Consider the following 25,496-nt stretch of genomic DNA (forward strand, 5'->3'; position numbering starts at 1 on the left):
TCTATTATTTTCTCTTTCATTCGTTTCTTTCGCATTCTCTCACACTCCATTTCGCGCTATTCTACGCTATCCTTTCCTACTTTATTTGTATTCTATTTTAGGGGTCACTTCAAACCGAGATGGGGTATTGCCCACCATCTTGATTTTTAAATTGTCTTTAAATATAGGTGTCTTTAAAAGTTTTGAATATCAATAAGTTCTTGCTCCCCAATTGGTATTTGGGAAGATATTTGCTAAGAAACTAGAGGCAACAGATAAGTTAATCAACTGTTGCTCCTGGTTTTTATCGTGTTATTTCAAATAAATCAGTCCGTTTTGAAAGCTGCCTGTTTTTTAAAATTCATTTTATAACCATGCTTTTTTTAAAAGCTTCACCCCAAGAATTATTTCTTCACAGCTGAGATGACTAAAGCCAAGTTTGATAAGAGGTTCAGCAGGTCGATTATTTATGAAGTACAGACTGGTTGGGTAGACTTTTACACCGTAATGAGCTGCTTGCTTAATAAACCATTCCTCTGAGTGATTGTTATACAGTTTTACTAATACATATAAGCCAGATTGTTGCCCAATGATAGAAATATGTTCATTAAATTGTTTTTGCAGTGCTGATACAAGGCACTGCATTTTTCGTTTGTAAACGAGGCGCATACGTTTTATATGGCGATTCCATTCTCCTTCCTCCATAAACTTCGCCATCGTTAGCTGACTTAATAGAGAGGCGGTACTTTCAAAATGTTGAAATTGCTGCTCATAACGAGCGAGCAACTCCTTAGGTAATGCCATATAACTAAGTCGTATGCCAGGCAAAAAGGACTTTGAGAAGTTGCCTAAATAAATGACTTTTGTTGCGTCAATGGAGGCGAGTGCAGGGAAAGGTCGCTGCGTATAGCGAAATTCACTGTCGTAATCGTCTTCAATAATGTAGCCATTTTGCTCATTGACCCATTGAATGAGCTTTTGTCTTTCTTGAATTGTCATGCTGACACCGATGGGGCTTTGATGAGAGGGGGTTACGTAAATTAATTGTGATTTCATCGTTTGTAATTGTGAAAAATCAGCACCATTTTCATTTACAGATAGTGTTTCCAAAGCGAATTGATGAAATAAAAATGCCTCTCTCGCACCGTCAAAACCAGGGTCTTCTACGATAATACTTTGAAAATTTTTCTTTAACAGTTGCCCAAGATGAATGAGCATTTGTTGTGTGCTACTCCCGATAATAATGGCATGTGGATCTGTTTTTACGCCACGGGATTCCAGTAAATACGTGGCAATTTGCTCACGCAAACATATTTCACCAAACGGCTGCCCGTAATGAAAGGCATTGTTTGATGTTAAAACGGCGTTTGACAGTTTGCGCCAAGCTTTTAACGGGAAGTTTGCTTGATCAACCGCACCAGCTTTAAAGTCCACGGTGTAGGTTGGCTGTGGTGGTTTAGGCGGTATGACAGGCGTTTCTCTAGAAAAAAGCTGTGGTTCTAGCTCGTTTACAAAATAGCCTTTTCTACCTTTACCGTTGATATAGCCCTCTGCGGTGAGCTGTTCATAAGCGGTTAATGTAGTATTTCGACTAACGTGTAAGCACTCCGCAAGCTGGCGAATAGAGGGCAATTGTTCATTTACGCGCAGCTCGCCTTGCTCGATGAGGGATTTAAACCGTTCATAAATTTGCTTGTATTTAGCAGGTGAGTCTTCAAGTGTGAAAAGTATTGATTTCATTTTGTCACCTCTGACATGTTTAATTATTAGGAATTGTATCTTTTGTCATGTCAATTATCAATATACGATGTGAACAAATAGAAAAGGTGTTTTTCTGAAAGGGGAGCATGACATGTTTAGTCCAAAATATTTTCAAATGAAGGATCATGATGAAGTTATTCGATTTATGGAGGAGCATTCCTTTGTAACGATTGTTACGATGAAAAAGGGGGACCCGATTGCGACTCATGTACCCGTGCAGCTTCAAAAGGAGGGGGAGGATTATTTTATTACAGGACATCTAGCTTATAGCAATCCGCAGTGGCGTACATTTGAGCTGAATAAACGGGTACTAGTCATTTATCAAGGACCGCATGCGTATATTTCATCCTCCTGGTACAGCCATGAAAACGTACCAACATGGAATTACCAGGCAGTGCACATTTATGGGCAGGTGATGATTATGGGAGAACAGGAATTAAAGGCGGATTTAGCGAAACAGCTGGAAAAATACGAGAAGTATCGTGAGCATCCCACGTTGTGGCATACATTATCACCAGAGCTGTTGGAGCAGCAATTAAAAGGAATTGTAGGATTTAAGATAAAGGTGGAAGACATTCAAGCAACGTACAAGTTAAGCCAAAATCGCAATGATGAGGATTATCAACGGGTGGTTGAAAACTTACAGCAAGAAGATAGTATGAGTTCTCAGCAACTGGCTGAGGTGATGAAAAAAATCGGTCGAAATAATCAATAAATATTTAGTTTATCCAAGAAAAATGGTGTCCCTCTTTCTAAGACGTTGTTAATGATTTTGATGTGTAAAGATTCGCTGATATTGTCCAGGTGTCAATCCGATAAAATCCATAAAGAAATTGCTAAAATGACTTTGATCGACAAAGCCACTTTCTAGGGCCGCATCTAGTGGCGGCATGCCTTGCTCTAATCGCTTTTTAGCTGCATTGATCCGTGTGGTTTGTAAGTACCGGTAAGGTGAAATCCCTTTTAAACGCGTAAAGGATCTTACCAACGAATATTTATTTGCCCGTGCTATTTTTGCTAAATCATCTAAAGAAATTTTTTCTTTGTAATGTGCTTCGATATACTGACAAACAAATTGTATATGCGTATCATCTTTCTCCTCATTTTTTTCAGTTGGCACCTTTGAATACGCCTCAATTAATTGTTTCATCAAAAAATAAAAAGCTTCAATTTTATGAAAATCGGATGATTCGTTCAGTATCATTTGATGAAGTTGATGTAAAAGCATTGTATGTACACTATTTTGGGCGACAGGACTTTTAAAGAGTGGGAGATAGGCAACGCCTGTAATATCTTCTGTCACTTTTTTCATAATGTCAGGCATAATATTTAAACATCGGTAATCCAATGTTTTATGATCGATTTGTTCACAGGCATGATTATCAAAAGGGTTAAAAAATACGAGATCGCCAGTGTTTATAACATAGTCATTATTTTTACAAGACAATCGTCGCTGCCCCTGTTCTATAAAGCCAATAACATAATATTCGTGAAAATGGTTGGGGAACTTTTGCATGATACCATTGAAACGATAAGCTTCGACTTGTAAATCTGTATCAAATCGAACGATTCTTTCTTCTGTAGTCATCTGAATACCTCCAATCTACTGCGTGAATGTAAGTGTACCATACTATATTTTCTCAATTCTTGTATGATATTGACTAGAGATGCAGTAGGATAAGTAAAAGGAAGAGACTAAAACGGTTACACTTGAAGATTTACTGAAGTACTTGTTTAAAGAATAATGATGAAACAAATTTCAAATATCCTATGGACCTTTTGTATTGAGAATTACATAAAAAAAGTTCGTCGGTCACTATTTGAATCGGCGAACTTTTTCGGTTTATGTAGTGACCAAATGTAGTTTTGGAAACGTTAATTGTTACACTACATTTTCAAAACAACGTCAATACTTAATGCATATGGTAGTCGTCCATTTTCTGCATAGGGATTGGCAACAATCACTACTTTGGCATGCTCAAAAATATGTGTTTCTTCTTGCTCCGCATATATTTCAAAAAAATCGACTGTGTAATGCTTTTGTCTGTCTTCTTCCATGTAGCACCAAACTTCATCGGCTTTTCGTGGATCAATGCCTATACCCTCTAAAAAAGTGACGAGTGTAGTATTGGATTCAATATGTGCTGCGTAAAATAAGCAGTTCTCACATTCGCAATGTTCAGATGTCTCGACGACGGCTCGAGCAGTATACAGTTGTTTATTTCGTTTTTTTATATTCATAATGCCCTCCAATTCCGTGATTGCCGAAACCTTTCATCAAATTTTCCATATAGTTAGTATAAAATGAATAGGATAATATAAACAGTTAAGGGGGAATGTTATTCATTTATTAAAATATGAGAAGGTGTACGGATTTTTTAAGCATGATTGGCAGCAAGAGACGATTTTTTCTAATTATATTTTCATGCGCTATACATATATGATGTATCGGTTACAGGCATTAGAAAAACTAGAGGTATTTATTGAAAAAGGAAAAGAAACGCTACGAAGCTTCATCCTAGAGCTTCAAGAAGAACAGCACACAGATCCACTTGATATCGAGCATGAAAATGAAGTTCTCAATGAATATGTCCAACAATTAGCTGAACTAGAACCATTGCTAAAGCATTTGCAAAATGGCTTTGTCCCGCCAATGCAGTATGCAGTCTTTGCGACAGGCGTATGTAAACTATACGGCTGTTCACGTCATGGGTATCTAGAGCTTACAAATATGAAATTGCACGAAGGAGCAGAGAATGATGATTAGATTTCAGTTCAGCTTAAAGTGTGGGCATTTGACAACGGCTATATAGAAGGCGTGCTTTAAATCTTCTATAAAGAACGTTTGTTTTTTGAAGACCCGTACTTAAATGTTGTAGAGCTTGCACAGCAATTGGGGAAATGCATCGATTAAGATTACAAGGGGAACTATCCGATTTCAGGTTCTCTACGATCGATGCAGACAATCCAGTATTCCATTTTAATAGATTCTGTGTAAAAGCTGTTGGTTTTCCGTCATCAAGAGCAGCCATCCCAACCGCAAAGTGTTGTCTGAACATCCAAGTATAAGACAAGCTACAAAATCACTCGGATGCGATCAATCTACATTATTACGGAAAATACCAATTAAAACGAAACATATTATACGAAGACTGATGATGCAATTATACATCATAATTGTATTTGTGCATGAAAAGTGGCAAAAAAGCAATGCTTTCTCGTGTTACATTGCAATGAAAATGAAAAAAATACCTCAATGATTCTCAACAAAATATCTAATAATGATCTGTTAAAACAGTTAGGAAGACAGAATGGGCATTTTCAAAAAAGAAAAATGCCTTTTTTTTATTTTCTAAAGAAGTTGGCATGGGAATTGCTTTTATGAAAGTGTATGAAATTTTAAGGGAAACGAGGTTGATATTTATGACAAGTCAATTAAAAGAAGAGTTAAAGATATTCGATCAGAGGCATTTTCTCTATCCAACTATATCCATTGAACAACAACCATCACAAGGATCAGCTACTATTTTTACAAAAGGGAAAGGTATTTATTTAAAAGGGTGACCTACAAAGGATAAATCAGAGGGTATGATTCGTAAGACGATATGTAAGTGATTTAAATGTGAATTATTTTAGAAAAAAACGCTTCGGACTTAATGGTAATGAACGGCATGTTTCTTCCATAAAGGTTTATGTAAGTATTTTTGCAAAATTCATTCAAAAAATGTAAGCGCAATCACCTATATGTTCTTAAGGTTGCTATAGAAGTTAGTAGCTATAAATATAGTTTTTTGTAACTTATCAGAATATTTTGTAAAATATGTATACGTCTTTTAAAACTATTAAATGAAAGAAGGTATCTCTATGACACACACTCGTTTAGCAATTGATGTTGGTGGAACTTTTACAGATGTATTTGTTTTTAATGAAAATACAGGAGAAGTGTTTGTGACGAAAACATCTTCTACACCTTCGAACCCTGAACAAGGAATTTTAAATGGGATTGAGAAAGCCGAATTGAATGGGAAGGACATTAAAATTTTCTCTCATGGCACAACAGTGGGAACAAATGCGTTAATTGAACGGAAGCTGCCGAAAACAGCACTCATCACAACAAAAGGCTTCCGAGATGTAACTGAAATTCGCCGTGGTACGAAGGAAGACATATGGGATACGTATAAAGATACCGCAAAACCTTATATTCAACGGCGTGATCGATTTGAAGTCATGGAACGGATGGATTATGAAGGAAATATTGTTGAAGCGATTCAAGAAGATGAGATTCGCGCATTAGCTAAGAAACTAAAGCGTCGTAATACAGAATCCATTGCAGTTTGTTTCCTTAATGCGTATGTGAATGGTGAAAATGAAGTAAAAGTAAAAGAAATTTTAAAAGAGGAACTACCAGATGTATATGTCTGTATATCAAGCGAGGTACTTCCAGAAATTTTTGAGCATGAACGTATGAGCACGACGATTATTAATGCGGTTCTTGGTCCAATTATGAGTAAATATATAAACAAATTGAGCGATGAAATGCGGAAAAAAGGCTACGAAGAGGAAATTTTAGTTTTACATTCCGGTGGTGGAGTCATGACTTCTAGTACAGTTCCTCGTTATGCTGCTAGGTTAGCGAGTTCTGGTATTGCTGCTGGAGCGATTGCTAGTAAACATATTGCTAAGTTATGTGGATTTGATAATGCGATAGGTTTAGATATGGGTGGTACGAGTACCGATATTTCACTCATGTATGATGGTGATATTCGTATAACGAAAGATTGGTCTATTGAATATGGCTATCCCATTGGATTCCCGAGTATTGAAATTTTAACGATTGGTGCTGGTGGTGGTAGCTTAGCTTGGAAAGATGCAGGTGGTTCCTTACGTAATGGACCACAAAGTGCAGGGGCAGTACCGGGCCCAGCTTGTTATTGTCGAGGGGGGACAGAGCCAACAAACTCGGATGCTAATTTAGTTTTAGGGCGATTAGGTGTGAATTTATTAGACGGGACGATGCAATTGGATAAAGCAGCAGCAACACAGGCTGTTAAGAAAATTGCAGATGAATTTGATCATTCTGTTGAAGAAGCCGCGAATGCCATTATCGAAGTTGCCAACGCAAATATGAGTGATGCAGTTCGGTTAATTTCTGTACGTCGCGGATATGATCCACGTGATTTCGCTCTAGTAGCATTTGGCGGTGCGGGGCCATTGCACGGAGCATATTTAGCAAAAGATTTAAATATCCCCAAAATTATTATTCCCTCTCATCCAGGAGTAGCAGCAGCTATGGGATGCTTACTAGTAGATGTACGACATGATATCTCTAAAACCTACGTGAAAAAAGCTAATGATGTTTCTGTTGAGGAACTCACAAGTCAGTTTAATGACCTACGAATAGAGGCAAAAGCGCTATTAGAAGATGAAGGCATTTCAGATGAGACATCTACATTGATGAACTATATAGATCTTCGTTATAAAGGGCAATGGCGTTCATTAGCTGTTGTCGTACCAGATCAATTGACGTCATTGGATGATGTATTAGCAGCCTTCCACAGGGAGCATGAGCGAGAGTTTGCATTCTCTGATCAGGAACAAGTCGTTGAAATATATGGCTTACGTGTGACAGCAATTGGAACAGTACCTAAACCTGATTTTCCACAATATGCACCAGAAGGCTCGATTGAGGATGCTTATAAAGAAACACGTCCTGTTTATTTTGAGGGTAAATATTTTGAAACGAAAGTATATAATCGTGACAAAATTCCGGTTTACACACAACTACCGGGTCCAGCAATCGTAGATCAATTAGATACGACGACAGTTATTCCACCAGGGTTTACAGCGGAAGTAGATGTCTATAAAAATATCATTATTACGGTGAACTAATACACGATAAGGGGGATAAGATCTATGAGTACAACGAAATTAGTAGAAAACAATAAAGTACAAAATCTAGATCCTGTAACATTTGAAGTTTTAAAAAACGGTTTTGTAAATTTGGTCGATCAAATGGCAGAGCAAATGTTACGTACATGTTATTCGTTTGTTATTTATAACCGAGATTTTAGTTGTGCATTATGTGATGCTCAGGGAAACACTGTAATGCAAGGGACTCAAGATATTTCAGTTCATGTAGGGACATTACATTTAACTGCTAAGGCTGTATTAGAGGATTTTGCAGATGATATTCACCCTGGCGATGTATTTTTAGTAAACGATCCATATCGTGGTGGGACACACTTTAGTGATGTAAGGGTCATTCTACCAGTATTCCATGGTAAGAAGCTAATTGCGCTTATGCAAACAAATGGACATTGGGCGGATGTGGGTGGTTCAAACCCTGGATCCTTTGATATTACAGCGAAAGAACATTACGGGGAAGGGTTACGTATCCCACCAGTACGTATTTATAGTAAAGGTCAATATTTAAAAGATATCGTGAATATTATCGTAATGAATATGCGTATTCCAGAAGAACGTATTGGAGATTTACGTTCACAAGTAGAAGCAGCGAAAGTTGGCGAAAAGCAACTAAAAGAGATGATTGAGAAGTATGGTATTGATACGGTTTTATTAGCTTTCGACGAAGTGCAAAATTACGTAGAACGCTTAACGAGAGCAAAAATTACAAAATTGCCTAAAGGGGAATGGGAAACAGTTGATTATATTGATATGGACCCACAACTTGGGGATGGTTTAATTCCCATTCGTGTGAAAATGACCATTACAGAGGATGAGATTTTATATGATTTAAGTGGTTCTCACCCTTATATTAGTTGTTTCTTAAATGCTGGATTTGGTTCGGCACTTTCAGGAACATATGCAGGGACAAAGACCTTTTTCCCAGAAATTCCACTAAACTCGGGCTTCTATCGTGTAGTGAAAATACACCTTCCTGAAAACTCGGTTGTCAATGCACCTAGTCCAGTGGCTGTATCGGGTTATTGCTCAGGTTCATTTGAAAAGATTATGAATGCGTGCTTTGAATTATGGTCGAACATCATGCCTGAACGTGCCATTGCATGTTCATTTAACTTAGAGTATTTACTCATTGGTGGCTACGATAAACGGCAAGATAGTAATGAGTATTTCATGTGGTACGACTGGATGGCAGGCGGTCATGGTGGTCGTGTTGATCGGGATGGGGCGAATACAACTTCACCAGTGTTCGGAGTGGGATTAAGTGTTCAGCCATGTGAAGGTCAAGAACGCTTGTCACCGGTCATTACGACGAAGCATGCAATCATTACAGATTCTGCAGGCCCAGGGAAATATCGTGGTGGCTGTGGTGTTGAAAAGGGAGGCATGTTAACAGATATAAACCATACAGTCATGTCTTATTGCTGTGATCGCTCTCGCTCTATTACATGGGGAATCAAGGGGGGATTACCGTCTATTGCCCAAGGTGCTATCTTAAATCCAAATCAAGAGGATGAGGAGTTTTTAGGTACGATTTTCTCAAACGTAGAGGTGAAAAAAGGGGATTCCTTTACACGTCCATCTGCAGGAGGTGGGGGTTTAGGTGATCCATTAGAACGCGATGTAAACGCCGTATTAGAAGATGTGATTGATGAGTATGTTTCGATTGAACGTGCGAAGCTTGATTATGGAGTAGTTATCTATGAAATTGATCGTGATATCGATGCATTTGAAATTGATCATGCGGCTACCTCCATAGAACGTGAATATATTCGCAATAATCGTCATCATTGGTTAGAAACAGACCCTAATGAGGTGGAGCAGATGTATAATGCAGGAGAAATTAATCAAATGGATGTAGTTCGTCGTTACGGTGTTATCATGGATTACAAGACGAATAAGGCATTACCAATTTCGACTAAGCAATATCGAGAAGCAATGAAAAAACGCTCTTTAGCCTACTGGTCGTAGTCAGGGAATGGAAGGACTGCTACTTGTTTAGATGTTATATGGAACTTCTTCTTAGTGTAACTCATAACCAATGTAAAGGAGTGGAACACAAATGGAAGTAGTAATACCAAGAGACGAAGAGATAACAGATGTTTTAGAAAATGAGAAACGGGATGATTTCGCTTTAGAGAAAGTGCCCCGAAATGGGCGTTCGATGAGTTGGGCAAGCATCACGAATATTACACTTGGCGTAGCAACAGCGATGCTTTTCATACAAATGGGAAGCTTAATGGCTGTGAGTTTTGGAGCGATGAATGCCTTATTAGCTGCTATTTATGCAACGGTTATTGGGGGAACGATAGGCGTTGGTATAAGTTATTTAGCTGCAAAAACTGGATTAAATGTAAACTTATTAGCTCGTGGCGGTGGATTTGGCTATTTAGGCGCATCCATTACTTCACTCATTTATGCATTAAATTTCATAATGTATTGTGGAATCGAAGGTGCAATTATGGCTTATGCTGTGCATGAATATGTACAATTCATTCCAGTTTGGGTGCTGATGGTGTTTTTCGGTCTTGCTGTGATTCCATTGAATTGGTTTGGTATTAAACAATTAGATAAGCTTCAAAAGTGGACCATGCCGATTTTTATTTTCTTTATTGTAGTTGGTTTTTTCATGTTGGCAAAGGAAACAACATTTACGGGGAATATCTGGACATTCTTACCTGAGGGTGTGGAAGTCGGAGGAACATCTTTACTTGCTTGTATTGGGATTATGAATGGCTTAGTAGGAATTATGGCTTTATTAATCTCAGATTATGCTCGTTTCATTAAACCATCTGAATTTAAAATGGGCGTATTTATGGTTGGCTTTATGCCTCAATTTATTTGCTTCTTTGTAATGGGTGTTATCGGTATTTGGTTTGGTGTTCAATTAAACGAGCAAAATCCGGGGATATATTTTGTTCACTTATTAGGCATCGGTGGTGTGATTTTTACAATATTAACACAGCTCCGTATTAATATTACAAACTTATATAGTAGTTCGCTGTCGTTAGCGAATTTCTTTGAAAATGTATTTAAATTCAAGCCAGCTCGAGTATTTTGGGTCATCGTAACATCGGTTGTAGCGATTTTTCTTATGTTATTTGATGTCATTAATCATATTGGTAATTTACTAACATTCCAAGGTGTATTTTTACTATCATGGGGTGCAATTCTAATTAGCGATGCATTAGTAGTGAAGCGTTTAATGAAAATTGGGCCATTGTATTTCGAATATCGTCAGCATTATTTATACGCTTGGAATCCTGTTGGCATTGTGTCTCTAGTAGTTTCTTCGGTCATTGGTTCCATAGCGGCATTTGGATATATGGGAAGCTTTTTGCAAAGTGTTGCAGCCTTTTTTGCAGCGCTACTAGCTTTTGTTTTAACGATTGTCATTGCAATTATCACAAAAGGTAAATATTATGTGAAACAAGAAGCAAACGACATTCCTGATTATGAAAAACTAGCATAGAAGCCCTACTAACATTAGTAGTACGAACCAAGACCATGGTTTGTGCTACTATTTTTTAGTAGAACTGCGATGTGATAATATTGAGCCGAAGAAAAGCAATTTGATCCATTTAACGGCAAATAATAAAAAGAAAAGCTCGAAAGTATCGTACTGTATGTTTACACATGGTGTTACGAAAGGCGCGATTGTAAATGGCGCGAACAAATCGAAAAAATTGAGATAAAGTATAAGACTAATCAGTTCATTTACGAAGGGGAAGTTAGTGTAAAAGAGAATCGACTATATAGTTATAAATATGGCGTTTCACCATTTGTTTTCCTTCTTTAAACTTCGCCATCCTCACCACTTAGTCCAGTTGTTCTTTGTTTATCCCGCATTAACGGGCATTAAGACTCCCACCTCAAGGCTTAAGGAAAATCGAGAAGCATAGGTGGGAGATTAACTGCCCGTAAAAGCCCGATTGGTTAAGGGCAACAGGACGTTGGTCACACAGGCGTTGCGCTCGCGTTGTGGTGTTCTTAGCTTGCATTCCTCTACTCAATCAGTGGGGGATGAGGGCCGACTAAAATACGTCACGTCCGTGTGACGACGTCGGCATTAGCACGTCCTGTACGTCAAAAACCCCACTGATTGAAGTTTCACTTTATTCTATTTTTAGTTCTACATATGGCATCACTTGAATATGAGATAGTAAGAGGAAAAGGGGGATGGATAATGGAGCATAATGTGAAAATTCGAGAAAAGATTTGGGAAAGTGTTAGTAGTTTAACGGATGAACACTTGAATACAGTGGTGGAAGAAGGCACGTGGAGTATTGCGCAAATACTAGAACATTTATATTTATTGGAGGAAAGTGTAGCAAAGCAGATCGCTAAAACTTTAGTAAGTGAGGATGTAAATGTACCTGAGGCATTTCCGGTTCATTTAGTAGCAGATCGAAAACAAAAAGTGGATGCTCCTCATTATGTGCTGCCTTCTAATGAGCATCAAACATTAGCGGAACTGAAACATAAATTAACTACATCGAGAGAAACGTTAATGCATAGCATTGAGGGGGTTTCCGATGACGATTTAACCGAAAAAGGATTTGCCCACCGACGTTTTGGGACATTGGCATTGAAGCAATGGGTAGCGTTAATAGGTTACCACGAAGAACGCCATCTTGGCCAAATTGAAGAAGTAAAACAAGCGTTAGCAAAAAAGGTTTAAACGTCCTTTTTGGTAAAGGTATAGATAGTAAAGGGGCTGAGCCAACAATGTTATGGCTCAGCCCTTTTATTTTATCCCATAATATTATAACCAGAGTCTACATAAATTGTTTCGCCCGTTACACCGCGTGATAACTGGCTTAACATACCGATTGTCATATCAGCAACTTCTTCTTGATTTGTATTGCGTTTTAGAGGCGCAGTCTCTTCAATTTTGTGTAAGATTTGATTGAAGCTTGGAACGCCTTTCGCTGCTAGTGTGCGAATGGCACCTGCTGAAATCGCATTAACACGAATACCATCGCGACCAAGGTCTGCTGCTAAATAGCGCATAGCTGCTTCGAGTGCCGCTTTTGCTACGCCCATCACATTATAGCCGTCTAGTACACGCTCAGCGCCTAAGTAACTCATTGTCACAATAGAAGCACCTTCTGCTAAGTAAGGCTTCGCTGCTTTACTCACGGCCACTAAAGAATAAGCACTTGTATCTTGTGCAAATGCATAGCCTTCTCGCGTTGTTTCAACGAAGCGATTTTTTAAATCTTCTGCATGTGCAAATGCTACAGAGTGGACAATACCATGAATTGAACCAAACTCTGTGCCGATTTGTTCGAACGCTTTTGCGATTGATTCATCATTATTGACATCGCATTCAATGACTGCTGTTTTTTTATCGCTATAATCTGTTAAAAGTTTTTCGATTTTCCCTTTTGAACGGTCTTTGCGATATGTGAAAATAACGTTTGCGCCAATTTCCAATAATCTTTTTGCGACGCCCCAAGCGATGCTTCGTTCATTTGCCACGCCCATTACGACGATGTTTTTATTAGTTAATTGTAAAAGATCCATGCTCATACCCCTTTATCAATACGGTCTATTATTAGTACCAACTACTAAAACTAACTATAACATTAAATAATTATGGTGGCAATTAGAAAATGTAACTCGCATTAAAATAACGCTATTGGATATCCTCTCCTTATGTATATCAGCGTATTTACGTGTATTTTAGCTGAAAAATGAACATAATGAAGCCTTTTTCGAAACATGCATCGTCTATCCCAACTGGTGGATACATGTCTTTAGGTTGTGGTCAACTATAAAAATAATACATTCCTCTCTATCACGATCATAATAAATGATACTGTACGATTTTTTAATAAGAAAATCATCTGCACAATTTAAAAAACCATAAAACCTTCATATGCCGATTTTTGTATACGACTTAATTAAGGATAAGTGCCATTTAGGTGCAGCACCATCGTCCCAGTTTGACACTTATTTTAAATTAAGTTGTATCTCGATTTCTCTATCTAGCATCAACTAGGCATTAAAAATAATGGATTTTAATAGCAGGGTGTAAAAAAGAGGCACTTGCTTTTCATTTAACTGTAATTTTTAGTACAGCCAAGCATTAAAAGGGGCGTTCTCAACTGCAGCATAATTAGAATGGTTGTACGCTATGAATGTCGGCATAGCATGAGCGTATATTTAACCATAAAAAAAGGATGTGCGAATACCGCACATCCTTTATAATTCCATTGGTATACTATTCGTATTTTAATGAGTCGCCATCGAATGATTCTTCTGCTACTTTAATTGAATCAGTAGGGCAACCTTCGAAAGCGTCTTGTAAATCTTCTAGTAAGTCTTCAGGTACTTCTGTAGTACCCATGTTATCATCTAAAATAACGAAAGCAATTCCTTCGTCATCGTAATCATAAATATCTGGTGCAGCAGCGCCACATGCGCCACATGCGATACAAGTATCTTTATCAACAATTGTATATTTCGGCATTGTTACCTCTCCTTTTGTCATTGCTCTTCCGTAAGCTTCTTTCTTATTCTAAAGGTGTTTACTATACTTTTCAACAGTTAAAAGATGAATTTCATACAAATGTATGAGATATGAAAACCTTGTGAAATAAAGGTTTTTTAATCTGACCTATGTCAATAAGTTTCATTATAACGTATTCAACCGTATTCAAAAACGTAGTCAAAAAAACTACAATTCAAGATATTTCTCGAACTTCTGAATGGCTTCTTCTTTAGCCTTTTTAGTGACATGAGCATAGATATTCATTGTAATGAGTGCATCGGAATGTCCTAAACGATCTTGCACTTCTTTAATACTTGCTCCAGCTTCAAATAATAAGCTACAATGTGTGTGACGTAAACCATGCGTAGTGATTATTGAGAGGTTATATTTTTCTTGAATACCAACAATCCATTTTCTAATTGTGGAAGGCTGCAGGTAAGAATTTTTAGTATTGCTGAATACTAATTGTTTAGTTTGCAATGTGTTATGACCTAATTTAAGGTATTCCACTTGCTGCCTTTTCCGCCATTCTTTCAATACAGCAATCGTTTTTTCATCCATTTTGATTGTACGTGAAACGCCTGACTTTGTAGACTTTACGTATTGTCTAGCATCTAAACCACGTGATAAAGCCTTACTAATTCTTATTTCATTATCCTTCGTATTGATATCCTCCCAAGTTAAAGCGAGAGCCTCTCCCATACGCATACCGCTGAAAGCCAGAAGCCTAAAAAATGCATAGCGATTGTATCTATCTTCTTTTTCTAAGCATGTTAAAAACTCTACCAATTCCTCTTTAGAATAAAAATTTTCAGGTACTTCTTCAACGTCTATTTCCTTCTTTATAACAGGGAGGTCAACGAGCTTCATAGGATTATTTTGAATATATCCACGTTTTATAGCGAAATCAAGAACTTTAGATGTGTACGCCTTTACCTCTCGATACATTTTGAGTTTACGTGACCAGTCATTAACATGTTTTTGACATATATCTACAGTGATTTTCTCTATTTTATATTTCCTCATAGCTGGTAGGGCATAGTCCTTAAAATAATACAAAACTTTATTGAATAAAGTGGTACCTATTGTCAAGGACACAGTAAAAAAAGAGATTACGCAACTAAGAGATGGTTCCTGTATTGCGCAGGGGCCATCTTTTTTAGATTCCATTGATAACGATAATTGTTGTAATAGACCATGTAGTGATGAATCTTCGCTTTTAGGGCATCAAGTGTTTGCACAGATTCAAAGTCTACTTCATCTTTAAAATGACCGAAAAAGGATTCCTGTGGCGCATTGTCCCAACAGTTTCCTCGGCGTGACATCGATTGACCTAGCCTATGTTTCTTTAATAACTTTTGATATTTTGGGCTTGTATAATGTACCCCTTGATCTGAATGGATAAAGGCGTCTGGTTGGAGCTTGATTTTCTGATTGCGGACTAATTTTTCAATCGTTTTCGTTGCGATATCTAACGTGATTCGATCGGAGACATGATAAGCTAAAATTTCGTTGGTAGAGGCATCTTTTACGGTCGACAAATAAGCCATACGCTTTCCGTTATATGGCAAATAGGTGATGTCGGTTAAGAGTACTTTTCCAGGTACCCTTTGTTTAAATTCACGATTCAATTTATTTGGCACGACGCGATGTGCTTTCGTTGCTTTCGCCATTTGTTTATAGGGATTCGGTCTGCGGTGAGGGCACACAATCCCGTACTTGCGCATAATTCGCTGGATCTTTTTACGGCTCATGACGCACTGGAAGTCATGTTCGAGTGTCATTTTGATGGAGCGAGAGCCCTTTTTATAACCACGGCGATTAAACGCTTTTAAAATCAAATCTCTCGCTTCTAAATCCTTCCGTTCGTTCGCTGCTCGCATGTCACTGGTCTTTAAGAAACGATAATAACCAGAGCGAGAAACGTTTAATAGGTCACAAAAATAAGCCACCATGCGTTTAAATGGATGCTGAGCCAGTGTGTCTGAAATCAGTTGATACACCTTACTTGTGCTTCGTTTTTGACTGTCGTTTAACAGCCTCCTTTCTGTCGCTTCTAGCTTTTTTAGTAACTCCACTTGCCCCTCCAATAGTTGAATGCGTGCGGCTTGTCTTTCAATCACTTCAGTCGCTGTTAATTCGCGCTTTAGCGGTCTACCTGAACCAATTTTTCGTGTATCTGTTAAACCAATCAAGCCGTTTTTTTCGTATGCTTTTCGCCAGCGGAAGGCAGCCTGTTCGATTCGTTTCATACCAATGATTGCTTCATCAAAACCATATTCCTGAAAGATTTGACGAGGTGTTTTCCCTGTTAAGTATTCATCAATAAATTTACTTTTAAATGTATCTGTATAGGTAATTGTTCGTTCGCTTACGTGTTGTACATTTGGATTCTTTTGAAGTAGCTGTACCTCTTTTGGTGAAAATAAAATTTTACTCATAATAGCCTCTAGTCCTCTAATCTTGAATGTCTAGTATATAAAAAAATACCTGCAGTTAAAACACTCTTTTTCAAGTGTCCTAACTACAGGTACCATATTAGAATGTACTTTCTTCTACAGTTTTTTTATATTGCTCAATCCACAATTCATATACATCTTGGAACGTTTCTGCTTGTACTTTACGAAATGTGCCGTTATCAATATCTAGTTTAAGTCGTGCTAATGCAAGTGCGGCTTCTTTTTTTGTTTTAAAACCCCGTCTGGTAGTACGCTGCTCTTTTCCGGTGAGTGGATCTACCCCAACGTAAATTTGAAATTTATATCGCTTCTCACCGTTTTTTAATTCGTAACTCTCAATAGTTGTACTTTGCTTTTTGGCCATACATATTCCTCCTATACCGCTTGCGGGGGCAAGGAGTGGGAGGGGAGTTACTTATTTTTTTCTTCTTCTAGTTTTAATCTTGCATATCTTTCCTCGTGCCATAATTCTTCATATTTTATTATTTCTTTATTTTTCTTTTTAATTAAATCAACGAATTGAGATACATAGTGTAAATCGTTATAATCATCAAATTCATCATAACTATTTGCAAAATCAATAATATTTTTTTTACTTTCCTCAATACCTCTTATTGTTTCTCCCATATGTTCTTCATGATAATCACCATAAATTAAATCGTTTGCAGTTACTCCAAGAGCTTTTGCGATTTTTTGGGTAGATTCTACATCAGGAACTCGGTCGCCCCTTTCATAATTCCCAATACTAACTCTTGAAAGTCCTGAAAGCTTTGCTAATTGATCTTGAGTTAATTTAAGTTCTTTTCTTCGGTTAGTTATTCTATCTCCTATTTCCAATGGATTCATCCTTCCATTCTTTATTTTAAAAATATTGTAACACCTACTGAAAAAGAAAACAAATGAAACAATAATGTTTACAAAGATAACAAACGAAGCTATAATTTGGGTATAAAGATAACAAATGAAACAATTCAGTTATCGGAGAAAGGAGATAAAAAATGATTGATAACACTTTATTGATTTTAAGTAGGGGTAAAAAAGGTTTATCAATTAGACAACTTTCCAAAGAATCAGGGGTAGGAGCGTCTACAATATCAAAAATAGAAAATAAAAAAAGTACGGGTTCTCTATTGGTTGCTTCAAAATTAGCGAAAGCATTAGATCTAGAAATTGATAAATTGTTCATTTTAGAAGGAAGGGAAGAGATGAAATGAAAATCGAACTAGATATGCCAGAAGGATTAGGAGAGCAACTTAAAGCGATTGTACTCACTGCAACAAAACAGGCATTTGAAATTAATCAGAAGCAGTTATCTGCTAAGGAATGGATGACTCTAAAAGAAGGTGCTGCATACGCTGGTGTGAGTTATAACAGTTTCGTACGTTTTAGATCAATGGGTTTAAAAGTTTGTGAGATTGATGGAATTAAGAGAGTTTCCAAACGTGAGATTGATAGATTTTTAGAAAATAATTCATTTTAAGAAATAGCTTGCGGGGGCAAGGTGTTGTAGAGCAATGGCATAAATGGAAGTAGGTGAGCAAGTGGCCATTTTGGAAAAAGAAAAAATCCTATTGGTTGCACCAGAAAACATCCCAGATGAACTGAAGCAGCTAAAGCAATGGGTGATTTGGAAAGCAGAATGGAATGAAGAAAGACAAGTATTTGAAAAAATTCCTTATCGAAGTAATGGGAGATACAAAGCTGACTCAACTAAGCCTAAATCATGGGGAACTTTCGAAACAATCTATGAAGCATATGATAATGGCATTGGAGAAGGAATAGGTTTTGTGCTATCAGATACAGATCCATATGCTTGTATTGATATAGATGGTCTTGAAAGTGTGGAAGCATTACCCGAACTAGCTCAAGAGATTGTGAATACATCCTATGCGGAACTATCGCCTAGTGGTAAAGGGGTACACGTGTGGATTCGCTTCACACATAATCGCGAGAAATACAAAAATAAAAATACACAGCTAGGATATGAAATATACAGCGATAAGAGGTTCATAACATTCACAGGTGAAGCATTGAACGATTTACCCATTAATAAAGGTGCTGAAATAGATTCTTTTATCGAAAAGGTATTTAAACGAGAAAAAGTAGAATCTAGGCAGCCAAAACAAAATGAAAACGATACAAGAAAGGCAATGCTATCTGAGGCTGAAATTATAAAAATAGCCGAAAATAGCAAAACAGGCGCTCGTTTTAAATCGTTTATGTACGGTGGATGGGAAATAACCTACCCGTCACAGTCTGAGGCAGATATGGCATTCTGTAATGATTTAGCATTTTGGACAAACTGCGATTATTACATGATGGATAGTATTTTTAGGCAATCTTCACTAATGCGTGATAAGTGGGATAGAGAGCAAAATTCCACAACGTATGGAGATGAAACGCTCCAGAAAGCAATTCGAGAATGTACGAATACTTTCCAATTGCAAAAAGATGAGGTTCAATCATTGCTTGAAAATGATGAAACCTTAATTTTTCCGAAAAACTACCTTTCGAAAAATGGCTGTTTGTACAAAATTATTGAAAAGGAAGTTCGCGGAGAGGTTCAGGAATTTGAAATTTTTATTTGTAGGCAAACGCCAATCATTACACAATCGTTTATGAATGTGGAATACCCACAATTGTACCATGAAGTGACATGGATTGATAAAAGGAAAGTGTATAAAGAGGTAGTAACCGCTGGGGAGCTTGCTATTAAAAAAGAGCTATTAAAACTTTCATATAAGTCTTTAGCGGTTACAGATAATAACGCCAAGCATTTAATCGAGTATTTCGATAGATTGAACATGGTTAATCAATCTGATCATGGCTATTTAGTTGAACGGCTAGGGCATATAAAAAATACGTTCATCCATCCTTTGATAAATAACGGCATTAAAATAGTGCCTATGGATTCAGGAGAAAGGCAGTTACTTGAAGCCTTCCAACAATCGGGGACAAGCGCGGAATGGATAGAGCATGTCTTGAAAAAGATTCAAGCATATCCAAGAGCGTTATTAATGGTATTAGCTTCGTTTACAAGTGTGATTTTAAAAGATTTAAAGATGCAGCCATTCATTGTGGATTTTAGCGGACAAACTTCACGAGGAAAAACTACGTTGTTAAAAGCTTGTGCAAGTGTTTGGGGTAACGATTACCTAGTAAATGAATGGAATCTTACTAAGGTTGCAGCTGAAAGAAAAGCATCTTTTTTAAACAGTTTCCCACTTTTATTAGACGATTCAAGGAAAGCGGATGAAAGGCAATTACAAGCATTCGTTTATAACTTTAGTGGCGGACGCTCAAAAGGGCGCGGTTCAGTAAGTGGCTCTCAACAAGAAGTTACCTGGAATAACGCACTATTATCCACAGGGGAAAGTGCTTTAACGGAATATGCTGAAAAGGCTGGCGGTGTAGCTGCTCGTATTATTTCGATTACAGGAGCACCATTTGGTGAAGCAGATTTTCGTTTCTTTAATGAATTATACAATTCGATTGAGAAGTATTACGGTGTAATTGGTCTAGAATTTTTAACCATGTGGCAGGTAGAGAAAGACAAGATTATTCCGCATTTTGAAACATACAACGAGAAGTACCAGAGTAAAGCCTATGGAAACGAGGTCATTTCTCGTATTGCTCGGTACTATGCAGCAATCGTTTTAACAGGGGATTTGTTAAATAAATATTTTAACTGTGCTATTGATTTGACAATTTTAAGTGATTTATTTGATGAATTGAATTCTGAGAATAAAGCGATTGATAAACCAAAGCAGCTACTTGAGCAGATGTTACAGGATTTAGATGCGGATAGAGGTTCGATCTATTACGAGTATGAGCCTAATAAATCAATAAAGGCGATTTATAAAAGAGGAACACTGTATTTGCTACCAGCCTATGTTAAAGAGGTGCTAAAGGTTGAAGAAAAAACAATCCGTAGCGAATGGTTACGGAGAGGGATAACCATTTCTCAAACACATCGAGGTAAAGATGTTGATTACAGGCAATTAAAGCACAAAGGTAGAAACTTCACTTGTATTGCACTAGATTCTCAAATTGTTGAGGAATTAGGATTCGACTTTTCAGAATGTGCTCGATGAAGGTAGGAAGGGTAGGTAAATGATTATTAAATCTTAATAATGTCCTACCTTTCAAAATACAGCTATATCAAGGCTTTATATAAGTAAGTAGGAAAAGTAAGAAAGGTAGGACATATTATATCTACACATGAAAGAAAATTAATAATAGTAGAAAAAAGTAAAGTTAAAAAAATTATATATATACCCTATTTTTTTTATTCTACTTCCTACTTTCCTACCTTTTCTTTATAAACGTTGATATTACTAGGTTTTAGCGGTAGGAAGTGAGGTAGTAAAACAGGTAGAAAATACGAAAAGGTAGGAACTTTAGTGATGAAATACAAAGGTAAAAGGCGAATGACGAAAGCTATTAAGCAGATGGCTAGAGAAAGACGCGCGGTTATGTTTGAAGGAATGACAGTTGAAGAAATCAGTCATGAATTACCAATAGCTACAGCGTACTTATATGAGTTTAGAGGGATGCGAGAAGAGAAGGTAGGAGTTTTTGTTCCTGATTGTCCTATTTGTGGAGCTACTCATTTACATGGGGCTTATAGTGAACCAGAAGGAATAAGAAGTCCTGTATGTTTAATTACAGATGAACCTATTCCGAATAACTATCAACTACAAATAGATTGGTCAGATCAAGATAATGTTCGATTGGCCAAGAAATATAACATAGAAGGAGTAGAGCATTTATGAACCAAATGGAATTCATAAGCGTTTGGGAATTTCATATACACGATGTAGAGAGGTAGCCCCCCTCCATTTCAATATAAAGAGGTCAATGCCCCTACACCGATTGCCCATTAAACGCGCAGAAAAATCCGTTTTTGAAAAAATTTTTTAGAAAGAGAGTTGGATGAAAATCGAAAGAGCTATTTATGGATTAGCTGCTGATTTTGGGGCTGTTCATTGGAATAAAAAAGGCGAAAATGTGGAGTATTTTCACGTTGAGCCTAGCACTGTTAAATATGCTAAAAACGTAGCATTCACACTGGAACATGAACCGAAGCAGACAGTTACAACTACGAAAAACCAAGAGAATGGCCAGCTAATTATCGTACAAAAAGGGCCACTATTATTCTTTAAATTTATTCCTACAACAAAAGCTGGTGAACGTATTTATCGCTATGTAAAGCTACAAAAATTACGTAAATGTAGCTACATTTTTAGAAAATTTACGAGCTTACGTGATATAAAAACCGAAAGTAAATTATCGCTAGTAATGGATCCAGGAGAAGTAATTTTGATTAATCACGGTGCAGTTTATGAAATTTGTTTGACCAATAATCCACGCGATACAACTACTTTCTGTACAACGGATGCTAACGATCGGCGGTTAGAAGGAATTGAGTGGAAAACAAATATCCAACATTCCGATGTAGATTACTGGGACGAAGAAGTTAAGTTAGCAAAGTTAGATGAACAACTTGAACAACTTGAGCGTGATTTAGAACGTTCACGACGTAAAACAAAAAAACTATTAAAGAAAAGAGGAATTTTAATATGATGAAAATTGAAGAAAGACAAAAATTAATGGATAAAATTCAAGTTCAGAAAATGCAGTACCTGAAGGAAGTTGCTCAAGTAGGGAAGGTCGTTGCGGGATTAAGAAAAAAACGAAATGAAATAGAAGCCAAAATCTCTGCTGCATATGAAGGTAATGCAACGGCTTTAAGTGTTTTATCAGAAAATAGAGAAATAGTGCAAAAGCTTTCCGAAGAAATTGAATTACAAGAAAGCCGTATTACCAAATTAAATGAGACACTAAAAGAAGTCGAAGCTGATACAGTCCGCTTATTAGATGTGTGGATGGATATATCGAAGAAAGCGCGAACAGATGCCGATTCTTTATTTAAAAAGGCTGCTGCATTACAACAGCAAGCTGACGAAGCGAGAAACGAGGCTGAAATACACCGTACAGAAGGATTAAGGTACGCTGGACAAGTTCGTGACTTTGCAAAGGATCTATCACAAGAAACAGTTCAAAAGTATGTGGATTTCACGTATTAAGGTGGTGTGAAGGATGAACGAGAAAGAAGCTCACAAAAAATATCTTCAAGAATTTCAAGCGAGAACACAAATAAAAGCGCAGGCCAATCCACAAATAGCACAAGTATTACAGCTCTCACAGGCTTTACGGGACGCTTATGTATCATGTGAGGGTGACAAGTCATTATACGCTACTAAAAGAGCACAGGTACTTGCACAGCATTGCTCTGCTGATGATTGGGAACAAAAATACAACTCAACTGTGCTAGCTTTACAAACTGAAAACTCAAGGCTGAAAACGGAGCTGCTATTAGCCAAAACTGATAAAGCTATTTATAAAAGTCAGCTAGAAATGAATGGGATTGATCCTGTAATATAAGGTAGTCTCAAACACTTACTTCGGTAGGTGTTTTTTATTTTTACATAAACTACTTCGTTCTAGGTAGTATTTTATTATGAAACTTTTTCCACAATTATCCGTACTTAAATTAAGGAGGATATATGTATGTGGAAGAAAATCAAAAAAACGTATACTCGAGTTAGTTTAATCACTTTAGGAATATTCATACTTGGATTCTTTATTTATTCTTTAGCAGTTCTAATATTGGGGTTCTATAAGGGAAACATTGATTCAGTAAATTTAATTTCAATTACAGCGATTATCTTATCATTTCCAGGAGTAGTTAATACATTGATAGATGAGTTTAAACCTACGAAAAAAACTTATAAATTGTCATGCCAGTGTCCCAAATGTAAACATTTAATTCAAATGGATATGATTGAGGAATAAAGAATGTAGATTTTAAGGAACAACATATTATTTAAGAGAGAGGTGTTTTAAATGGAAGGAAATACCAATACAGTTATTGAAAATGGTGAGTTATACAATTATTCAAAAATCCAAAACCGTCATGAAAGTGGGTTTGATTTTGCAACCCTAAGTGATAATGAATTGGAAATCATTCTTACAACAATAATTAACGAAATTCAATATACTGCAAATGGAAGTGGTGCATTTTGGGGAACAATGGGCATCATAATAGCGATGTTTCTTGGAATGACGACTCTACCAAATGTCAGTGAAAAACTTGTTATTTCTGTAGCTATTGTTTATCTAATACTTGTGAGCGGGTACTTTTTTTATTCAACTGTTAGATCTGCTAAAAGGCAAAAACTTTTGCATTATTTTAGAAGAGTAAAAGACAATAAATAATAAGTGTTAGTCACATCTTACAGGGTGTGGCTTTTTAAATACTCATTCATTAATATGTTCTTTTTTTGTTATTAAAGAATAATTGTGTTATATTCTGTAAAAATAGGTCAAAAAACAAGATGTACTGTATGTATTTTTAGCATTATAAAACTATTTTATATTGAAAAATCTGGTTTTTCTGTATTATTTTAATACTCTTACTATAAGACACTAAACTCATATTTGGGAGGGAGTACCATTACTAATAATTTAGAAAAAGATAATTTACTTGAACGTTTAGATAGACTATTAGACTGGATTAAGAGCTGTGATACCAAAGCTTCGATAGGAATTACAGCTGTAGGAATATTCCTTACTATATTTTTGTCTGAAAAATCGTTAACAGGTATTAATAAAATAATTATAGCTGCTACGAGAGATTTTAATTTTTCAAATTTGATTTATCTTCTCCTTATCTTTATAGCAGCTTTATCAGTGATTTATGGTGGGTTTAATTTAATTTCAGTATTAGTCCCAAGGTTGAATAGTTTCGCATCTAAAATTTCAGGCACTAGAAGTATTTCTTTTTATTATTTTGGATCAATAGCTAATGGCGACTACGATACCTTTAAACAAAAAATTCAAAATGAAACTGAAGATGATGAAATAGAGGATATTTTATCGCAAATATATATTAATTCTAAAATTTGTGATGTTAAATTTAGATACTATAAAAAAGGAATTATTTACTCGTTTTCAGGTATTGTAGCACTTATTCTATTATACGTAATTGGCTTTCTATTACTTAAACTAGGGGGATTTTAAAATGAAATTTAAATCATACGATTATAAGAGTAGAAAAGTAAAAGTAGAAGAAATTCTAGATAATACAGACAATGTTAATGAGGTTAAAAAATTCCCTAGAGATGAAGAATTTACATATACTAACGGTTATAAAGCATGGGCAGGAGCAATTTTTGTAGATTTGAGGGAATCTACTAAGCTGTTTACTGAAAAGACAGATGTGGACATAGCTAAGGTTATTAGAGGATTTACCTCTGAAATTATTGAGATATTAAGAAAAGATGCAGATGATACAGAATTAAAAGAAATAGGTATTCGTGGAGATTGTGTTTATGCAATATACTCTACTCCAAGTAAAGATGATATATTTGATATTGCTAACAGAGCATTCTATATTAATACCTATATGAAGATGCTAAATAAACTACTTTCTGTTCGTGGGCTCCCAAATATTAAAGCAGGTATAGGTTTAGCAACACAAAATACATTAGTTGTAAAAGCGGGTCGTAAATCTTCCGGTATCAATAATCTAGTATGGATTGGTGAAAGTGTTGCTAAAGCAGCTAAATTAGCTGATTTAGGGAACAAAGACGGAATATCCCCTATCGTTATGTCTTCCACTTTCCATCATAATTATATTCCAATAGCTAGGAAAAAAAATCCTGATTCTCCAAATTGGTGGTCAGGTGTCGTAAGTAAAGACTATGGGACTTATTATCATGGTGACGTAGTAAAAAGTGAGTTTGATAAATGGATAAATGATGGTATGCAAGATTAATCTTGCAAGATTTTTTTGAATTTGAAGTTGATAA

Annotated in this window: 27 protein-coding genes; 18 read left to right on the forward strand and 9 right to left on the reverse strand. The window is 36.5% G+C overall.

The window, feature by feature from the left end:
* Positions 1-345 precede the first annotated feature (345 nt).
* Positions 346-1,719, reverse strand: coding sequence for a PLP-dependent aminotransferase family protein (locus ACQQ2I_RS05890; RefSeq protein WP_431029635.1), 1,374 nt, complete (start codon positions 1,717-1,719; stop codon positions 346-348).
* Between the two features lie 112 nt (positions 1,720-1,831).
* On the opposite strand from ACQQ2I_RS05890, the gene ACQQ2I_RS05895 reads away from it, so the two are divergent.
* Positions 1,832-2,455: an FMN-binding negative transcriptional regulator gene (locus ACQQ2I_RS05895; protein ID WP_431029636.1), complete on the forward strand. Its 624-nt coding sequence runs from the start codon at positions 1,832-1,834 to the stop codon at positions 2,453-2,455.
* 48 nt (positions 2,456-2,503) lie between these two features.
* On the opposite strand, the gene ACQQ2I_RS05900 is transcribed toward ACQQ2I_RS05895, so the two are convergent.
* Positions 2,504-3,328, reverse strand: a complete 825-nt coding sequence (locus tag ACQQ2I_RS05900; protein ID WP_431029637.1) for an AraC family ligand binding domain-containing protein — start codon at positions 3,326-3,328, stop codon at positions 2,504-2,506.
* Positions 3,329-3,627: 299 nt separating this feature from the next.
* Complete coding sequence (locus ACQQ2I_RS05905) at positions 3,628-3,981, reverse strand: hypothetical protein (protein ID WP_431029638.1); 354 nt, start codon at positions 3,979-3,981, stop codon at positions 3,628-3,630.
* 124 nt (positions 3,982-4,105) lie between these two features.
* Here ACQQ2I_RS05905 and ACQQ2I_RS05910 point away from each other — a divergent pair, with 124 nt between their 5' ends.
* The 6 genes from ACQQ2I_RS05910 to ACQQ2I_RS05935 all read left to right on the forward strand — a co-directional run bounded on the left by ACQQ2I_RS05910 (position 4,106) and on the right by ACQQ2I_RS05935 (position 12,343).
* Positions 4,106-4,507: a hypothetical protein gene (locus ACQQ2I_RS05910; RefSeq protein WP_431029639.1), complete on the forward strand. Its 402-nt coding sequence runs from the start codon at positions 4,106-4,108 to the stop codon at positions 4,505-4,507.
* A 656-nt stretch (positions 4,508-5,163) separates the two neighbouring features.
* Positions 5,164-5,304: a hypothetical protein gene (locus tag ACQQ2I_RS05915; RefSeq protein WP_431029640.1), complete on the forward strand. Its 141-nt coding sequence runs from the start codon at positions 5,164-5,166 to the stop codon at positions 5,302-5,304.
* Between the two features lie 300 nt (positions 5,305-5,604).
* A complete protein-coding gene (locus ACQQ2I_RS05920) occupies positions 5,605-7,629 on the forward strand; it encodes a hydantoinase/oxoprolinase family protein (protein WP_431029641.1) in 2,025 nt (674 codons plus the stop codon).
* Positions 7,630-7,653: 24 nt separating this feature from the next.
* On the forward strand, positions 7,654-9,633 hold the full coding sequence (locus ACQQ2I_RS05925) for a hydantoinase B/oxoprolinase family protein (protein WP_431029642.1): 1,980 nt from the start codon (positions 7,654-7,656) through the stop codon (positions 9,631-9,633).
* Positions 9,634-9,724: 91 nt separating this feature from the next.
* The gene (locus ACQQ2I_RS05930; RefSeq protein ID WP_431029643.1) at positions 9,725-11,134 is read left to right on the forward strand and encodes a purine-cytosine permease family protein; all 1,410 of its coding nucleotides are present in this window, start codon (positions 9,725-9,727) and stop codon (positions 11,132-11,134) included.
* Between the two features lie 714 nt (positions 11,135-11,848).
* The gene (locus ACQQ2I_RS05935) at positions 11,849-12,343 is read left to right on the forward strand and encodes a DinB family protein (protein ID WP_431029644.1); all 495 of its coding nucleotides are present in this window, start codon (positions 11,849-11,851) and stop codon (positions 12,341-12,343) included.
* A gap of 71 nt (positions 12,344-12,414) precedes the next feature.
* Here ACQQ2I_RS05935 and ACQQ2I_RS05940 read toward each other — a convergent pair whose 3' ends face one another.
* The 6 genes from ACQQ2I_RS05940 to ACQQ2I_RS05965 form a co-directional block, all read right to left on the reverse strand.
* Complete coding sequence (locus ACQQ2I_RS05940) at positions 12,415-13,197, reverse strand: enoyl-ACP reductase FabI (protein WP_431029645.1); 783 nt, start codon at positions 13,195-13,197, stop codon at positions 12,415-12,417.
* A 694-nt stretch (positions 13,198-13,891) separates the two neighbouring features.
* Positions 13,892-14,140, reverse strand: coding sequence for a ferredoxin (locus tag ACQQ2I_RS05945; protein ID WP_431029646.1), 249 nt, complete (start codon positions 14,138-14,140; stop codon positions 13,892-13,894).
* 207 nt (positions 14,141-14,347) lie between these two features.
* On the reverse strand, positions 14,348-15,331 hold the full coding sequence (locus tag ACQQ2I_RS05950; protein WP_431029647.1) for a tyrosine-type recombinase/integrase: 984 nt from the start codon (positions 15,329-15,331) through the stop codon (positions 14,348-14,350).
* On the reverse strand, positions 15,274-16,602 hold the full coding sequence (locus ACQQ2I_RS05955; RefSeq protein ID WP_431029648.1) for an IS3 family transposase: 1,329 nt from the start codon (positions 16,600-16,602) through the stop codon (positions 15,274-15,276). Before ACQQ2I_RS05955 ends, ACQQ2I_RS05950 begins: the two co-directional genes overlap by 58 nt.
* Before the next feature lie 97 nt (positions 16,603-16,699).
* Entirely contained in the window at positions 16,700-16,984 is a 285-nt protein-coding gene (locus tag ACQQ2I_RS05960; protein ID WP_431029649.1) for an Arm DNA-binding domain-containing protein, read from the reverse strand.
* A 47-nt stretch (positions 16,985-17,031) separates the two neighbouring features.
* Positions 17,032-17,457, reverse strand: a complete 426-nt coding sequence (locus tag ACQQ2I_RS05965; protein WP_431029650.1) for a helix-turn-helix domain-containing protein — start codon at positions 17,455-17,457, stop codon at positions 17,032-17,034.
* Positions 17,458-17,618: 161 nt separating this feature from the next.
* Between ACQQ2I_RS05965 and ACQQ2I_RS05970 the strand changes: the two genes are divergently transcribed.
* The 11 genes from ACQQ2I_RS05970 (at position 17,619) to ACQQ2I_RS06020 (ending at position 25,462) form a co-directional block, all read left to right on the forward strand.
* The gene (locus ACQQ2I_RS05970) at positions 17,619-17,834 is read left to right on the forward strand and encodes a helix-turn-helix transcriptional regulator (RefSeq protein WP_431029651.1); all 216 of its coding nucleotides are present in this window, start codon (positions 17,619-17,621) and stop codon (positions 17,832-17,834) included.
* Positions 17,831-18,100, forward strand: a complete 270-nt coding sequence (locus ACQQ2I_RS05975; protein ID WP_431029652.1) for a DNA-binding protein — start codon at positions 17,831-17,833, stop codon at positions 18,098-18,100. The genes ACQQ2I_RS05970 and ACQQ2I_RS05975 overlap by 4 nt, the downstream gene beginning before the upstream one ends.
* 43 nt (positions 18,101-18,143) lie before the next feature.
* Positions 18,144-20,714 carry a DUF927 domain-containing protein gene (locus ACQQ2I_RS05980; RefSeq protein ID WP_431029653.1) on the forward strand — a complete coding sequence of 857 codons (2,571 nt, stop codon included), beginning with the start codon at positions 18,144-18,146 and terminating at the stop codon, positions 20,712-20,714.
* A 312-nt stretch (positions 20,715-21,026) separates the two neighbouring features.
* The gene (locus tag ACQQ2I_RS05985; RefSeq protein ID WP_431029654.1) at positions 21,027-21,395 is read left to right on the forward strand and encodes a hypothetical protein; all 369 of its coding nucleotides are present in this window, start codon (positions 21,027-21,029) and stop codon (positions 21,393-21,395) included.
* A 160-nt stretch (positions 21,396-21,555) separates the two neighbouring features.
* Positions 21,556-22,206, forward strand: a complete 651-nt coding sequence (locus tag ACQQ2I_RS05990; RefSeq protein WP_431029655.1) for a hypothetical protein — start codon at positions 21,556-21,558, stop codon at positions 22,204-22,206.
* Positions 22,203-22,709: a hypothetical protein gene (locus ACQQ2I_RS05995; RefSeq protein ID WP_431029656.1), complete on the forward strand. Its 507-nt coding sequence runs from the start codon at positions 22,203-22,205 to the stop codon at positions 22,707-22,709. The genes ACQQ2I_RS05990 and ACQQ2I_RS05995 overlap by 4 nt, the downstream gene beginning before the upstream one ends.
* Positions 22,710-22,722: 13 nt before the next feature.
* A complete protein-coding gene (locus tag ACQQ2I_RS06000; RefSeq protein ID WP_431029657.1) occupies positions 22,723-23,067 on the forward strand; it encodes a hypothetical protein in 345 nt (114 codons plus the stop codon).
* Positions 23,068-23,193: 126 nt separating this feature from the next.
* Entirely contained in the window at positions 23,194-23,478 is a 285-nt protein-coding gene (locus tag ACQQ2I_RS06005; RefSeq protein ID WP_431029658.1) for a hypothetical protein, read from the forward strand.
* Between the two features lie 51 nt (positions 23,479-23,529).
* Positions 23,530-23,901, forward strand: a complete 372-nt coding sequence (locus ACQQ2I_RS06010) for a hypothetical protein (RefSeq protein ID WP_431029659.1) — start codon at positions 23,530-23,532, stop codon at positions 23,899-23,901.
* Between the two features lie 222 nt (positions 23,902-24,123).
* Positions 24,124-24,705 (forward strand): Pycsar system effector family protein, encoded by a 582-nt coding sequence (locus ACQQ2I_RS06015; RefSeq protein ID WP_431029660.1) that lies wholly within the window; start codon positions 24,124-24,126, stop codon positions 24,703-24,705.
* Between the two features lies 1 nt (position 24,706).
* On the forward strand, positions 24,707-25,462 hold the full coding sequence (locus ACQQ2I_RS06020) for an adenylate/guanylate cyclase domain-containing protein (protein ID WP_431029661.1): 756 nt from the start codon (positions 24,707-24,709) through the stop codon (positions 25,460-25,462).
* The last annotated feature ends 34 nt before the right edge of the window (positions 25,463-25,496 follow it).

The organism is Lysinibacillus sp. LZ02 (assembly GCF_050613145.1).
In the GTDB taxonomy this organism is placed as follows: Bacteria; Bacillota; Bacilli; order Bacillales_A; family Planococcaceae; genus Lysinibacillus_B.

Excerpts from the sequence above, each read along its gene's own strand:
- ACQQ2I_RS05890 (WP_431029635.1), bottom strand. The coding sequence starts at position 1,719 with ATGAAATCAATACTTTTCACACTTGAAGACTCACCTGCTAAATACAAG.
- ACQQ2I_RS05895 (WP_431029636.1), top strand. The coding sequence starts at position 1,832 with ATGTTTAGTCCAAAATATTTTCAAATGAAGGATCATGATGAAGTTATT.
- ACQQ2I_RS05900 (WP_431029637.1), bottom strand. The coding sequence starts at position 3,328 with ATGACTACAGAAGAAAGAATCGTTCGATTTGATACAGATTTACAAGTC.
- ACQQ2I_RS05905 (WP_431029638.1), bottom strand. The coding sequence starts at position 3,981 with ATGAATATAAAAAAACGAAATAAACAACTGTATACTGCTCGAGCCGTC.
- ACQQ2I_RS05915 (WP_431029640.1), top strand. The coding sequence starts at position 5,164 with ATGACAAGTCAATTAAAAGAAGAGTTAAAGATATTCGATCAGAGGCAT.
- ACQQ2I_RS05920 (WP_431029641.1), top strand. The coding sequence starts at position 5,605 with ATGACACACACTCGTTTAGCAATTGATGTTGGTGGAACTTTTACAGAT.
- ACQQ2I_RS05925 (WP_431029642.1), top strand. The coding sequence starts at position 7,654 with ATGAGTACAACGAAATTAGTAGAAAACAATAAAGTACAAAATCTAGAT.
- ACQQ2I_RS05930 (WP_431029643.1), top strand. The coding sequence starts at position 9,725 with ATGGAAGTAGTAATACCAAGAGACGAAGAGATAACAGATGTTTTAGAA.
- ACQQ2I_RS05935 (WP_431029644.1), top strand. The coding sequence starts at position 11,849 with ATGGAGCATAATGTGAAAATTCGAGAAAAGATTTGGGAAAGTGTTAGT.
- ACQQ2I_RS05940 (WP_431029645.1), bottom strand. The coding sequence starts at position 13,197 with ATGAGCATGGATCTTTTACAATTAACTAATAAAAACATCGTCGTAATG.
- ACQQ2I_RS05945 (WP_431029646.1), bottom strand. The coding sequence starts at position 14,140 with ATGCCGAAATATACAATTGTTGATAAAGATACTTGTATCGCATGTGGC.
- ACQQ2I_RS05950 (WP_431029647.1), bottom strand. The coding sequence starts at position 15,331 with ATGGAATCTAAAAAAGATGGCCCCTGCGCAATACAGGAACCATCTCTT.
- ACQQ2I_RS05955 (WP_431029648.1), bottom strand. The coding sequence starts at position 16,602 with ATGAGTAAAATTTTATTTTCACCAAAAGAGGTACAGCTACTTCAAAAG.
- ACQQ2I_RS05960 (WP_431029649.1), bottom strand. The coding sequence starts at position 16,984 with ATGGCCAAAAAGCAAAGTACAACTATTGAGAGTTACGAATTAAAAAAC.
- ACQQ2I_RS05970 (WP_431029651.1), top strand. The coding sequence starts at position 17,619 with ATGATTGATAACACTTTATTGATTTTAAGTAGGGGTAAAAAAGGTTTA.
- ACQQ2I_RS05975 (WP_431029652.1), top strand. The coding sequence starts at position 17,831 with ATGAAAATCGAACTAGATATGCCAGAAGGATTAGGAGAGCAACTTAAA.
- ACQQ2I_RS05980 (WP_431029653.1), top strand. The coding sequence starts at position 18,144 with ATGGAAGTAGGTGAGCAAGTGGCCATTTTGGAAAAAGAAAAAATCCTA.
- ACQQ2I_RS05985 (WP_431029654.1), top strand. The coding sequence starts at position 21,027 with ATGAAATACAAAGGTAAAAGGCGAATGACGAAAGCTATTAAGCAGATG.
- ACQQ2I_RS05990 (WP_431029655.1), top strand. The coding sequence starts at position 21,556 with ATGAAAATCGAAAGAGCTATTTATGGATTAGCTGCTGATTTTGGGGCT.
- ACQQ2I_RS05995 (WP_431029656.1), top strand. The coding sequence starts at position 22,203 with ATGATGAAAATTGAAGAAAGACAAAAATTAATGGATAAAATTCAAGTT.
- ACQQ2I_RS06000 (WP_431029657.1), top strand. The coding sequence starts at position 22,723 with ATGAACGAGAAAGAAGCTCACAAAAAATATCTTCAAGAATTTCAAGCG.
- ACQQ2I_RS06005 (WP_431029658.1), top strand. The coding sequence starts at position 23,194 with ATGTGGAAGAAAATCAAAAAAACGTATACTCGAGTTAGTTTAATCACT.
- ACQQ2I_RS06010 (WP_431029659.1), top strand. The coding sequence starts at position 23,530 with ATGGAAGGAAATACCAATACAGTTATTGAAAATGGTGAGTTATACAAT.
- ACQQ2I_RS06020 (WP_431029661.1), top strand. The coding sequence starts at position 24,707 with ATGAAATTTAAATCATACGATTATAAGAGTAGAAAAGTAAAAGTAGAA.